The organism is Hyphomicrobium sp. DY-1 (genome assembly GCF_047497105.1).
Classification (GTDB): Bacteria; Pseudomonadota; Alphaproteobacteria; order Rhizobiales; family Hyphomicrobiaceae; genus Hyphomicrobium_B.
Genome location: NZ_CP134870.1, coordinates 743,819 through 756,235 on the forward strand (window position 1 = coordinate 743,819; position 12,417 = coordinate 756,235).

At 61.1% G+C, this 12,417-nt stretch carries 13 protein-coding genes; 5 read left to right on the plus strand and 8 right to left on the minus strand.

The features are described 5' to 3' along the window. Positions 1 to 30: 30 nt before the first annotated feature. Together RLW41_RS03565 and panB are read right to left on the minus strand one after the other, a co-directional pair. Positions 31 to 879, minus strand: a complete 849-nt coding sequence (locus tag RLW41_RS03565) for a tetratricopeptide repeat protein (RefSeq protein WP_414463509.1) — start codon at positions 877 to 879, stop codon at positions 31 to 33. A 165-nt stretch (positions 880 to 1,044) separates the two neighbouring features. After that, entirely contained in the window at positions 1,045 to 1,926 is an 882-nt protein-coding gene (gene panB, locus RLW41_RS03570; protein ID WP_414463510.1) for a 3-methyl-2-oxobutanoate hydroxymethyltransferase, read from the minus strand. A gap of 392 nt (positions 1,927 to 2,318) precedes the next feature. Here panB and RLW41_RS03575 point away from each other — a divergent pair, with 392 nt between their 5' ends. From RLW41_RS03575 to RLW41_RS03585, 3 genes are all read left to right on the plus strand, one after another. Beyond that, the gene (locus tag RLW41_RS03575; RefSeq protein WP_414463511.1) at positions 2,319 to 4,016 is read left to right on the plus strand and encodes a L,D-transpeptidase family protein; all 1,698 of its coding nucleotides are present in this window, start codon (positions 2,319 to 2,321) and stop codon (positions 4,014 to 4,016) included. 156 nt (positions 4,017 to 4,172) lie between these two features. Next, the gene (locus tag RLW41_RS03580) at positions 4,173 to 5,327 is read left to right on the plus strand and encodes a sialidase family protein (RefSeq protein ID WP_414463512.1); all 1,155 of its coding nucleotides are present in this window, start codon (positions 4,173 to 4,175) and stop codon (positions 5,325 to 5,327) included. After that, positions 5,324 to 5,992, plus strand: coding sequence for a hypothetical protein (locus RLW41_RS03585; protein ID WP_414463513.1), 669 nt, complete (start codon positions 5,324 to 5,326; stop codon positions 5,990 to 5,992). The genes RLW41_RS03580 and RLW41_RS03585 overlap by 4 nt, the downstream gene beginning before the upstream one ends. Here RLW41_RS03585 and RLW41_RS03590 read toward each other — a convergent pair. The 5 genes from RLW41_RS03590 to RLW41_RS03610 all read right to left on the minus strand — a co-directional run bounded on the left by RLW41_RS03590 (position 5,950) and on the right by RLW41_RS03610 (position 10,084). Beyond that, on the minus strand, positions 5,950 to 6,543 hold the full coding sequence (locus RLW41_RS03590) for an NnrU family protein (protein ID WP_414463514.1): 594 nt from the start codon (positions 6,541 to 6,543) through the stop codon (positions 5,950 to 5,952). The genes RLW41_RS03585 and RLW41_RS03590 overlap by 43 nt on opposite strands. Positions 6,544 to 6,627: 84 nt before the next feature. Further along, positions 6,628 to 7,566 (minus strand): 50S ribosomal protein L11 methyltransferase, encoded by a 939-nt coding sequence (locus tag RLW41_RS03595; RefSeq protein ID WP_414463515.1) that lies wholly within the window; start codon positions 7,564 to 7,566, stop codon positions 6,628 to 6,630. Between the two features lie 2 nt (positions 7,567 to 7,568). Then, on the minus strand, positions 7,569 to 8,393 hold the full coding sequence (locus tag RLW41_RS03600) for a TrmH family RNA methyltransferase (RefSeq protein WP_414463516.1): 825 nt from the start codon (positions 8,391 to 8,393) through the stop codon (positions 7,569 to 7,571). After that, positions 8,390 to 9,352, minus strand: a complete 963-nt coding sequence (locus tag RLW41_RS03605; RefSeq protein WP_414463517.1) for a class I SAM-dependent methyltransferase — start codon at positions 9,350 to 9,352, stop codon at positions 8,390 to 8,392. Before RLW41_RS03605 ends, RLW41_RS03600 begins: the two co-directional genes overlap by 4 nt. A gap of 123 nt (positions 9,353 to 9,475) precedes the next feature. Beyond that, complete coding sequence (locus tag RLW41_RS03610) at positions 9,476 to 10,084, minus strand: FMN-dependent NADH-azoreductase (RefSeq protein ID WP_414463518.1); 609 nt, start codon at positions 10,082 to 10,084, stop codon at positions 9,476 to 9,478. A 131-nt stretch (positions 10,085 to 10,215) separates the two neighbouring features. Here RLW41_RS03610 and RLW41_RS03615 point away from each other — a divergent pair, with 131 nt between their 5' ends. Then, positions 10,216 to 10,653 (plus strand): winged helix-turn-helix transcriptional regulator, encoded by a 438-nt coding sequence (locus RLW41_RS03615; protein ID WP_409560828.1) that lies wholly within the window; start codon positions 10,216 to 10,218, stop codon positions 10,651 to 10,653. Between the two features lie 129 nt (positions 10,654 to 10,782). Continuing rightward, complete coding sequence (locus RLW41_RS03620) at positions 10,783 to 11,133, plus strand: hypothetical protein (RefSeq protein ID WP_414463519.1); 351 nt, start codon at positions 10,783 to 10,785, stop codon at positions 11,131 to 11,133. A gap of 22 nt (positions 11,134 to 11,155) precedes the next feature. On the opposite strand, the gene prfB is transcribed toward RLW41_RS03620, so the two are convergent. After that, positions 11,156 to 12,290 (minus strand): peptide chain release factor 2 gene (gene prfB / locus RLW41_RS03625; RefSeq protein ID WP_409560830.1). Its coding sequence is split into 2 segments (ribosomal slippage): positions 11,156 to 12,220 and positions 12,222 to 12,290, totalling 1,134 coding nucleotides; the frame shifts between segments, so codons are not numbered across the junction. Between the last annotated feature and the right edge of the window lie 127 nt (positions 12,291 to 12,417).

Consider the following 12,417-nt stretch of genomic DNA (forward strand, 5'->3'; position numbering starts at 1 on the left):
CCCCAATCTCCCCTCACACCGCTTCGCGGTTTATTTCTTGTCGGTCCCCGCAGCCTCTCCCGTCTTGGGCTGCGCCTCCGTCGTCGTGGCCGGCTCGGCCGGTTTGACCGTCGCCGCTGAGGCTGCCGGAGCCGGTGTTGCCGGTGCCGTGGCTTCTGGCGCCAAAATCCCTGGTACCGGAGCAGCCGTTGCTGCAGGTGCCGGGTTTTTCGCTGCCACCTCAGCCGCCGCTATCTCTCCCATGATGATCTTAACGCGTTCCTGCAGGTCAGCAGATGCGTTCGGATCGATCAGAAGCGGCTCCAGATACTTTCGTGCCTCGCCGTATTTCTTGGCCTTGTAAGCGGCAATTCCAAGGAATTCGCGCGCCGTATTGGCGAAGGGTTCGCCATCGCCCATGAGAGGTGTCAGGCGATTCTGGATTTCGGTATAGTCGGCATCGGCCATTCGCAGTGATGCCGCCTGCAGTTCTGCAAAGCTTTTCAACAGACGATCCGCACCCGGCTGCTTGGCGAGCGCGTCATAAGTTGCAATGGCGTCTGAGGTTTTGCCTTCCTTCACCTCGGCGCCGGCCAAGCGCAATTTTGCGAGTGCTGCATAACCGGCCGGACCGCCGTCAGCGATCGCCTGGAAGGCCTTGTCGGCTTCGTCTTTCTTCTTGTCGTCGCTCAGCGTCTCGGCGGCGGCGAACTTAGCGCCTGCGGCCTCTTCCGACGCAACGCGGTGCGTTTGCCAATACTGAAAGCCGGCAACGCCAAGCACGATCAGTGCTGCAGCACCGAGGATCAGGCCGCCGTAACGCTTCCAAATTCTCTCCATCTGCTCGCGGCGAATTTCTTCTTTGATTTCGCGAAACAGACTGTCGTCGTTCTCGGCCATTAAACCATTAACCTCATTCAGTCCGAAGCTCGGAACGCGGGGTTTCCCACGGCCACGCCGGTTCGGGAGCATAGATAACCGAGCAAGCGCTCCGGGCAAGCCCTGACCGCAAGTTTCCTGAGCGTTTCGCGCCGCAATCCTCGCCTGAATTTAGGCCCGAAGCCGCTAAGTGCTCGTCGTCTTCGGCTTTTTCGTGGCTCGCACCGGCGAGACCGACGCCTCCATATCGGGGGATTTCAGGGCGTAGGTGTGCTCGGGGGCCGGAAACGTCCGGGCGCGGACCTCGTCGGCGTAGGACGCAATGGCACGGTCGATCGCGGAAGCTATGGCCCCGAACTTCTTCACAAACTTCGGCACGTTTGGAGACAATCCGAGCATATCTTCCATGACAAGGATCTGCCCGTCGCAGCCGGCGGAGGCGCCGATACCGATGGTCGGGATCGGGATTGCCCTGGTAATGCGCTCGGCGAGAGGGGCGGTCATGGCTTCGAGGACGACGGCGAAGGCCCCGGCTTCCGCAACCAGGCGGGCGTCTTCCTCTATGGCGTCCCACTGATCGACCGTCCGGCCTTGGGTCTTGAAGCCCCCCAGCACGTTCACGGACTGCGGCGTCAAGCCAATGTGCGCCATCACCGGGATGCCGCGATCGACGAGATAGCGGATCGTTTCCGCCATGCGGCGGCCGCCTTCGAGCTTCACGGCGCCGCAGTCGGTCTCTTTCATAACGCGGGCGGCGTTACGGAACGCGACCTGAGGGCTTTCCTCGTAGGTTGCGAACGGCATGTCGACGACGACAAGGGCTTTTTTCGAACCGCGCACGACTGCCTGGCCGTGCATGATCATCAGCTCAAGGGGAACCGGCACCGTCGTCTCGAAGCCGTGCATGACCATGCCGAGGCTGTCGCCGACGAGGAGAAAATCGCAGTGGTTGTCGGCGATGGCCGCCGTGTGCGCGTGATAGGAGGTCAGCGCGACGATCGGGTCGCCGCCTTTGCGGCCTGCAATATCCGGCGCCATGAGCCGCCGACGCTTGACGTGAATAGACATTTCACTCCATCGGCCCGAGGCCGTTCAGGCGCGCTCAAATCGAGCGATCAGCCGTCATCATGTGGGGTTTGCACGCTTCAACGTCACCCCAGATCAGCTAAACAGAGTTTACGAAACCCCAGGCTTTCTGGCCAGTACCCACAGGAGCGGCGAAGAACCGGTGGCATGGTAAATTTTTCCACGTCCCGTCCACAAGTATTTCTGTAAAACCCGCGAAAGCGTTGAATTGGCGCAACATCGCAAATGTTGAATGCTCCGCATGAGCGGTAGTTCGTTGCGCGCTCTGACTGGCGTCTGTTAGCCAATCATCAGCGCCAAAAATCGGGGGCCAGTTTCCGGCCTGATCATGTCGCTGCGACGGGTTTCGTTATTTTTAACGTCGGGGTGGTTGCGTGCGTCGTGCAGAGAATGTCAGCGGCAGAATATCTCCGGCGTTGCGTTCGATCGCGATTTATGCGGTCGCAGCTGCGATGGCAGCTTATCCGCTCGCAGCCGACGCGAAGTCAAAAACCGGTCTGCTGAGACTTCAATCGCAGGCCGCCGCATCGGCCGCCGCTCAGTCGAAATCGCCGCTTCTCATTGTCGTTTCCATCAGGAAGCAGCGCGTTCGCGTGTACGACATGAACGGCGAAATCGCGTCGTCGAAAATTTCGTCAGGCAAGCCAGGCCACGATACGCCGACGGGCGTGTTTTCGATCCTGGAAAAGAACGTCTATCACGTCAGCAATATCTATTCCGGCGCGTCGATGCCTTATCAGGAGCGCATCACGTGGTCGGGCATCGCATTCCACGCCGGCGATCTGCCGGGCTATCGCGCGTCGCATGGATGCATCCGGTTGCCCTATAGCTTTGCGCGCAAACTCTACGGCTTAACCAAAATCGGTAACCGTGTGGTCGTTTCGTATGACGATCCCGATCCGATTGCCTTCGACAGCCCGAAGCTGTTCAAGCCGCTGCCGCTCGACGACGCGACGGCGATGCAAGGCGGATTGGCGAAACCGCAGCTCATCGCGGTGAACGACCGGCCTGATGATCATTCGGCCGCGGGTGCAGGCGTGCGGTTGATCGGCATTTCTCCAGCGCTGCTGCGCGCTGTTGCTGACATGCCCAAGGATCTGCAGCGGCGGCCGACGACACGGGCCGAAGCCGATCAGATCATGCAGGAAAAGCTCGATCGCGCGCGAGCAGCCGTCAAGACCGCGGAAGCCGCGCTTACGTCCGCCGACGAAAAAGCCCAGCAGACCGCGAAAGACTTCACGGACGTGAACCAGAAATTCGAAACCGCGCGGCGTTCGGTCGAACCGCTGCGAGCGGCCGTGAAATCCGCAGAAGCCCAGCAGACGGCGGCGATGAAGGCATTCGAAGCCTACATGGCGGACGCGGCGGATAACAGCAAGTCCGCGTCTGCTGGCGAAAATGCCGATATGGACCGGGAGAGCGATCTCGAAGATGCCCTGCTCGACGCCACGATCGAAGCCGATAAGGCGCGGGCCGATGCTGCGGCGAACGAACTAAGTTTTGCCGGCGTGCAAGGTGCCTACTCGTCATCACAGAGTGCGCGCGATGGCGCCGCCGATGCTTTGCGCGATGCGCAGTCGGATCTGACGTCGGCGAAGGCGGCGCTGACAGACGTCAACAAGGAAATGCGGCTGCGTTCGAAGCCCGTCGCGGTGCTCATCAGCCTGCGCGCTCAGAGGATTTATGTGCGTCAGGGCTTCGAGCCCTTGCTCGAAGCGCCGATCGAGGTTGCTCCGCTCAAGCATAAGGTCGGAACACACGTGTTCACGGCCATGAACTACGGCAGCGATCCGAACACGTTCGATTGGCGTCTGGTCAGCGCGCAAACGCCCTCGCCCGGCCAGGCATTCGACGAGGGCAAGAAGAAGCGCCGCCGGACTGCGCTGGCGCGGGGGCGCGAGCTTGACGTCCAAATGGCGAATGAGGCGCTGAATGCGTTCACAATTCCGGACGATATTCAGCAGACAATCTCGGAGCTGGCGCGGCCGGGCTCGTCGCTGATCGTGTCGGACCGCGAACTGCCGCTCCACGAAAACGGGAGCGGCACTGAATTTGTCGTGCTGACCCGTTAGCCACACTTGCACGGTACTTTTTTTCAGTTGCGCCGGAACAGTCTCTCTTGCGACGTTCCACCTGCTACTTGAAGCGGGACGGCTTGGCCCTCAACCGAAGCCACGCACAATCGGCGGTGACCACATTTGATTTTAGATCGCGGAACGCGCACCCTCGTGGGCTGGGCCATACTGCTGTGCTCGGCAGCGTTGATGGTTCTGCTGTTTCAAAAGATGCGGCCAAGCTCGGAGCCGTGGACCTTTGCCGTCTCTGTTCCTGAGCAACCCGTCCGAGGACCGCTCGATCTGAGCAGCGAAATCGTAACGCCGAAGGGTGAGAGCGAATTCGTACATGGCGCCTCCGCCGTCGCGATGCCAAATGGCGGCTTGCAGGCGTTCTGGTATCGCGCGCCTTACGAGGGCGCCAACGATGCCGAACTGGTGTCAGCGCGTTTCGACGGAAAGGAATGGTCGCCGACGCGTGTTGTGACGACGAGCGCACGCGTCAGCCACGATTTGGCAATCAGGATCAAGTCGCTCGCCAACCCTGTGCCATTTCGCCGTTCCGACAAAGAAATCTGGCTGTTCTTCGCAACGTCGCGTCTCAGCGGCTGGGCGACTTGCGAAATCGGATTGGTACGCTCCTTCGACAACGGCGCGACGTGGGGACCGGCTGAAAGCCTCTATGCGACGCCGTTCTTCAACATGTCTCACCTCACGAAATCGACGCCGTTCCTGTTTTCGGACGGACGCATCGGTCTGCCTGTCTACCAGGAGATGAACCGGAAATTCCCGGTTCTGCTCGTTCTCGATGCAGATGGCCATGTCATCGACCGGCGACGCATGGGAAAGGCCGGCAAGATCGGTTACCAACCGATGATCGTGGCCACCGGACAGTCGACAGCCATCGCATTCGTTCGTCCGCTGAAGAGCCGAAGACCGCGGGAAATTCTCATCACCCGGACGACCGACGGCGGCCAGACATGGACGCCAGTCGAGCCCACCAACCTTCCCAACCCCGGCGGCCCAATCTCGGCAATCCGGTATGATGCAACGCGTATCCTGATGGCGTTCAACGACGATGCCAAGATGGAGAGAAACATCACGCTGGCACTTGCCGATCTCGATGGAAAGACGTTCCGCCGCATCGGCGTCATTGCGCGCATGGATACGGATAGACAAGACCACATCGTTGCCTATCCGTTTCTGATCCAGTCCGGACCGGGGCAATTCGACGTGATGTATTCGCGCCCGATAAAGACGATCAACCATGTGCGCGTGTCGAGCGCCTGGATCGAACACGGCTTACAGCAGAGCACGGCGCAACAATGACTCACACACTGAACATGCTGCTGAACAGCAGCAATGCGGCGCTCATCCTCTTTACCGTTGCGGCTGCGCTTGCCGCCGCGTTCACGAAATCACCGCCCCTCCGTTTTGGTGCCGGACTTGCTGTTGTCGCGGCAAGTTTATGCGTTTCGGCCGGGCCGCGTTCGCTTTTCGCGTGGATGGTTTCCGCGATCGAGCGGCCATCGTTTCCTGGCTTCGTGCTGCTTGCCGTGCTCGCGATTTCGGCAACGACCGGCAGGCGGGTTGCAACGTCAGCGGAATATCGCTTTGCGACACTGATGCTGGCGCTGGCAGGCATCGCGCTCTATCCCGGCGCAACGGGCTTTTTGAATGCGGACCCGTATGTCATCGGCTATAGCGGCTATCTGTTGCCGACGGCGGTCGCGATTGTGATCGCCTATGCGCTATGGCGCGGATATTTCATCACCGCCTTGGCGCTGAACGTCGGAATTGCGGGGTTCCTGCTCGAGGCTGGCGCAAGCAGGAATCTCTGGGACTACATCGTCGATCCGGTCGCCTGGATCATCGGCTGCGGAACCTGGATTGCGCTTGTGATCGGCTTTGTCATCAAGCGCATTATACCAGCGAAAGTCTTTGCGCCGGTTCAGCCAAGCTCGGGCATCGGCGAGACGCCGATCAGCCACTGATGGCCGCCGAAGAGTAGCGCTGCATAAAGTCCAATACCGATAACGACGACGAGCACGTCGTTCAATGCGCTTGTGGGCTGCGCCGTACCGAGCGGACCCGCCGCGCCGCGCTTCTTCACCGAGATCCGGTCGTAAACCGCGAACGCGAGGAACGATCCGAAGATCAGAAGCGCTGCGAGATCGCCGTTCGCCAAAAGATGCGCCAGCGCCCAGATCTTGATAGCGATCAACATCGGGTGCCGTGTCATCGTGCGGATGCGTGAGGGAATGAGCGAAGCAACGAGCAGGATCATCGCGGGCAGCATCAATCCGACGGCGATGTGGCGCGTCCAAACCGGCGGATACCACAGGATCGGGTTCTTGCCGGGGTGAAGCTGCAGCTTGTGAAATCCGAGGACGATGACGATCAATCCGGCCAGCGACAGCAACGAGAACAGGATTTTGTAAGTCGTCTCGCCGAGGCGTTCCTTCAATCCGTCACGCAGTTCGGGTGATGTGGGCAGCAGATGAATGCCGAGAAATAAAATCAAACCGACGATCAGCACCATCATGGCATAGGCCCTCCCCTGGAATTTGCTCGCCCCGATAGCATCATAAATGGGCCGCGGCCAGCCGGGCTCAAGGCCTAGGGGCGGCTAGGGCAGATATCCTTTGTCGAGATCGTGCGACTGGCGCGCCAGCACCTTGCCGCCAGCATTCTTGTGAATGGCCGTCCACGCGAGATGGGTGCCCGCTTCCTCGGACGAGCTTGAACGAAGATCGATAGCGATGAGATCGCTGGCGTCGGCGTCCATCGGCGCGGAGAGCGGGAAATAGAGCTGCTCCCAATGCGTGCGCGGAGATAGCGGACCGGTCGAAAAACCGATGCCCGGCACCAGCTCGACTTTCCACCAGGTCGCGAAGCCATAGATCTTCGCCGGGCGCGGCAGACGCCATTCCGCTTCGCCGCGGCGCTTCGATTTCGTCTCCGTCGTCAGATCGACTTCGTCCCAGACCATGGCGCTGCGGCAGCCATCGAGGATTTCGGCGGGCTGCAACGCGCGGACGTAAGCGTTGTTCAGCGACATCGTCTGCGCGACTGAGAGATCGAGCCCGTGGCCGACGCGGTCCCAGGCGCGCAGCTCGGCGTCGATACGTGGCGTAACGACGGGCGCCACGTATTGAATGATGTGGTCGGGAATGACAGTGCCGCCCGGTTTCAGAAAGCGCTGACGCGCGTCGGCGAGCGTTGCGATAATGTTTTCTTCGAGCGCGTAGTTGCCGAGCGTTTCCGAGACGACGATGTCGACGGCGAGCCTGTCTTGAAACTCCGTAGAGTGACATGGGATCAGATGACAGCGTTTTGCCTTGTTGGCTTTGAGCACGGCGGCGGCGACGCCCGCGACTTCAGCGGTTTCGAACAGAAAGACTTCCTTGGCCCCTAACTTCGATGCCATGAGCCCGAGCAGGCCCGTTCCCGCGCCGATGTCCGCGACGACCGATTTGCCGGGAATGATGCCGGCCTTCAGCGCGGCGAAGAACGCTTCGTTGCGGACCCGATCGGCGATCAGTGTGCGGTGATATTCGATGCGCATGATCAGAGCTTCAAACTAGGGCCGCGGACCTGATAGAGCATCAGGGCGGTCGCGATCGCGAGATTGAGCGAATCGAGTGCGCCCGCCATCGGAATTTTCACGAGCGTCGAACAGACTGCGGCGGCGCCGCCCGAGAGGCCCGGCCCCTCGCTGCCCATGACGATCAGTTCGCGGCCATTATATTGCGTCTGACGGAAATCTTCGCGCGCATCGAGGTGCGTGCCGATGACTTCGCCGGGCCATGCCTTCGCAAGCGTGAAGAAGCTTTCGCGGTCGAGCTTCACAAGCGGCACGGCGAAGATCGAGCCCATTGTGGCGCGGATAGATTCCAATGCGTATGGATCGCAGGTCGTGCCGACGAGGATGATGCCGGATAGGCCGACAGCATCGGCGGTGCGGACGATCGTGCCGAGGTTGCCGGGATCGCGGATCTCTTCGAGCGCGAGCCACGTGTCGGCGTTTGTGAGCTTTGCAGGATCGGGGGGTGAGACGAAGCGTTGCTTGAAGACGCCAAGCAACGACTGCGGATTGTCTTTCGAGGCAAGTTTCGCGAGCACGGCTTCGGAGACTTCGAGAACTTCCGAGCCCGCTTCAAGCGCATGCTTCACCAGCCCGCGCGCGACGCCGCCCGCCGCAGCGCCCGCTTGATAGACGAGCGTTTCGGGAGCGAAACCATGATCGCGTGCAGTGACGAGCAGCGACGTGCCTTCGGCTACGAACAGGCCCGTTTCCTTGCGCACCTTGCGCATCTCCAGCGCACGGATCGCCTTGATCCGATCGTTCGTCAGACTGGTGATGATCTTTGGCGTATTGGCGTTTGGCTTCATGATGTCTGAACCCAGCGCACGAACAGCGATGTCGGCACGAGCAGGCCGGCACGCGATTGAATGGCAAGCTCGCCGCTGTCGAATGTGCCGCCGCGCTTCGCCAATGCTTCGCGCAGCAGCTGGTCAAAGGCGAGCGATGAGGCGCGAATGGCGTAGATCGTCAGCACCATCGCAGCCTGTTCGGGTGCGAGCAGTTTCGCCAGATCGGTGAGCAGCGACGGCAAGTTCTGGAACAGGTCCCAGATTTCGCCTTCGGGGCCGCGCCCAAACTTCGGCGGATCGACGAGGATCATGTGATAGGTCTTGCCACGACGGACATCGCGCGCTGCGAACTTCGCGGCGTCATCGAGCAGCCAGCGGATTTTCGCGGCGCCGAGCTTGGAGGCTTCCTGATTCTCCTTGCCCCATTGGATCGCCTTCTTGGAGGCATCAACGTGGGTCACCTCAGCGCCAGCTTTCGCGGCGAGCAACGACGCCGCGCCCGTATAGCCAAAGAGATTCAGGACGCGTGGCGTCTCGCCTTTCACTTTGGCGAGATGATCGAGCATCCATGTCCAGTGCGGTTCCTGCTCGGGGAAGAGGCCTAAGTGCCAGAGGCCCGCGAGTTTGCAGAGCATGGTGACGGGCTGGGAGCCGCCCGCCCCTAATCCCTCCCCGCGAGGGTGAGGGGAACTCTTGTAGATATCGCCGAGTGCAAGTTTGACCGGCCAGGCATCGGGCAAGGGCTTGTCGATGCGCCATTTGCCTTTTTCGTCGTCTTCGCCGGATGCCGAAAAGACGGCATTGGCTTTTGCCCATTCGGACTTCGCGAGCTTCGGCTGCCAGAGAGCCTGCGGCTCGGGACGATCGACGACGACCTTGCCGAAGCGCTCAAGCTTACGGCCCGCCCCGCAATCAAGCAGGGCGTAGTCGGAGAAGCCTTCGGATGTGACGAGGTGCAAATGATCGGGCGGTGACATCGGCAGCGGACGGTTCGAACGGAAAGACGGGTCCGCGCTTTAACACGACTGTCGCTTATGTCGAGAAATCAAACGTCCGGCGGATATCGGCGGAGACTGTCGCAGCCTCCGCCGCGCGGGAATTCAGGCCGCCAGCCCGGCGATGGCGCTTTGCGCCTCGGCAATCGATTGCGCCCGCTGGTCGGGCCCGAGATTCAGGCCCTCGGCGCGAACGAACGTCACGTCCGTGATGCCGAAAAAGCCGAAAATATTGCGGAGATAGGTTTCCTGATGGTCCAGGAAGGCGATGGGTGTCTGCGGGCCGTAAAAGCCGCCGCGCGACGACGCGATGATGACTTTCTTGCCGCCTGCGAGGCCCTCAGCGCCTTTCTCGGAGTAGCGGAAGGTCTTACCGGCAACGGCGAGGCGGTCGATCCAGGCCTTGAGCTGGCTCGGAATAGCGAAGTTGTACATCGGAGCGCCGACGACCACGATATCGGCCGCCAAGAACTCGTTTAGTGCGGCCTGGCCTGCCGCGACATCTTGTTGAACATCAACTGTTTCCGGAGCGGCGCCCTGGGCGGCTGCGAGATGCGCACCGGACAAATGGCCGACCGGGGCGACCGCGAGGTCTCGGTAGACGACCTCGATACCGGGGTGCAGGCGCTGCTCGGCAGTGACGATCTCGGCCGAAAGCTGGCGGCTGACCGAGCCCGGACCCAAAATGCTCGAGTCGACATGCAAAAGTTTCATAGGAGGATCTCCATCCATGACGGTTGGGCGGAGACTGGAGCGGGCCATTTGACAGCCGAGCCTCAGCCAGTCACATTTTGTGACCAGAGCTAAATTGTTCACTGGCAAAAACCCCGCAAGGAGGCACATTTTTGGAAGCCGGTATCAAACATGAAACCGAGCACTGCCGTGCGGTCTCCGACGTGCTGTCTCGGATCGGCGACAAGTGGACGGTCTACGTCGTCGGGCTGCTTTCGAATGGTCCTATGCGTTTCAATGAGATACGCCGGGCGGTGGGCAGCATCTCGCAACGGATGCTGACGCTGACGCTGCGCGGTCTCGAGCGCGATGGCCTCGTCACGCGGACCGTCTATCCGACCATTCCGCCGCGGGTAGATTACGAGCTGACCGAGCTTGGCCGGACGCTAATCTGCATTCTGAAACCGCTCGGCGACTGGGCCGTCGAGAATCGGCGAACCGTTGAAACAGCGCGCGCGAAATTCGACGCGCAGGCGACGGGCGGTTCTCACGCGGCTGCGGCCAAGATCGGCTTGAAGCGGCGGCTGCCGGCGATCTGGCGGAGCGCCTAGACGCCGCCCACCGCGCGGCATGGTTGCAACACTTTCGAGAAAAGTGTGTCGCCGCCTAGATCCGTCCGCAAATCAGCGTTAGCCGACAATAGGATGGTGCGCGTTGGCGGGACGTTACCGGAGGTCTTGATGCAATTTCATCGTTCCATTGCGGCGGCCGTTTTTGCCACGGCGCTCTTGGTGACGAGCGGCGCTAACGCCTTTGAAACGACGTCTATCGGTGGTGCTCCGGGATCAGGGACCGCCAATTACAAGGATCCGGACGAACTGGGCGCGGCGCTCGCGCCATCGACGTCCTCGTCGTCACCCTTCGGCAATTTCAATTTTTCAGCCGGGTCCGCAACGGATAATGCCGACAGCGCGCGGACGAATTGGCTGAACGGACCGGGATCGCCGAATTTCGGCTTCACCGGCTCGCAGAGCACCTCTGCCGAGCCCGCCTCGCCCTTCAACACGCCCATTCTTCGCGATCGCAACTGAGCCGGATTTCCGGCTCATCCGGTTATTCCAGATCTTCGACTGTCACGGCTTCACCGCCGCCTTTGATGCGCTGTGACAGCGCCGCCTCGATGAACTGGTCAATATCGCCGTCCAGGACTTCATCGGGGTTGGTAGACTGGGCGCCGGTGCGTAGGTCCTTCACGAGCTGATACGGCTGCAGCACGTAAGAGCGGATCTGGTGTCCCCAGCCGATGTCGGTCTTTGCCGCCTGCTCAGCGCTCGCCTTTTCCTCTCGGCGCTTCAATTCCATCTCGTACAGGCGCGCCTTAAGGCGCTTGAACGCGATGTCCTTGTTCTGGTGCTGCGACCGCTGCTCCTGGGCAAAAATGACGATGCCCGATGGTTTGTGCACGAGGCGGACGGCCGATTCCGTCCGGTTGACGTGCTGACCGCCAGCGCCGGACGAACGCGCGTATGAAATGTCGACGTCAGCAGGATTGATATCGACGTCAATCGTGTCGTCGATGACCGGATAAACTGTGACCGACGCGAAGCTCGTATGGCGGCGGGCGTTCGAGTCGTATGGCGAGATGCGCACAAGACGATGGACGCCGGCCTCGGTCTTCAGCCAACCATAGGCGTTCTCGCCTTCGATCTCGTAGGTCGCCGACTTGATGCCGGCTTCTTCACCCGGGCTTTCGTCGATCAGCTTGACCTTGTAGCCGCGCCGCTCCGCCCAGCGCACGTACATGCGCGCAAGCATCGACGCCCAATCCTGGCTCTCGGTGCCGCCGGCGCCGGCGTGCACTTCGATGTAGGTGTTCATCGCATCGGCTTCGCCCGACAGCATGGCGTCGATCGAGCGGCGCTGCGCTTCGTGGTCGATGCGTTCCAGCGCAGACTCGCCTTCGCTGACGCTGGCCTCGTCGTTCTCGGCTTCGCCAAGCTCGATCAGCGTCAATGCATCTTCGTAGTCGCGCTGCAGACGTTTGAATTCGGAGACGGAGCGCTCAAGCGAATTGCGCTGGCGCATGACCTTCTGCGCAGCCTTGGCATCACTCCAGAGATTGGGGTCTTCGGCTTTCGCGTTCAGCGAGGCGAGACGGTCTTCGGCCGTCTCCCAGTCAAAGAGACCTCCTCAGGAGGGCGAACGCCTCCTCGATGCCGTCCGAAAGTTTTTGCGCTTCTGCGCGCATGGGAGCCTCCGACGCCGGCTCTCGCCGGCAAAGTGGATCAATCTCAGAAATCAGGTGCGGACGTATAGTGACGCGCGGTCGCCGTGTAAACGCGCGCGTTCGGCGGCGCGGCAATCGGCGCGCATTT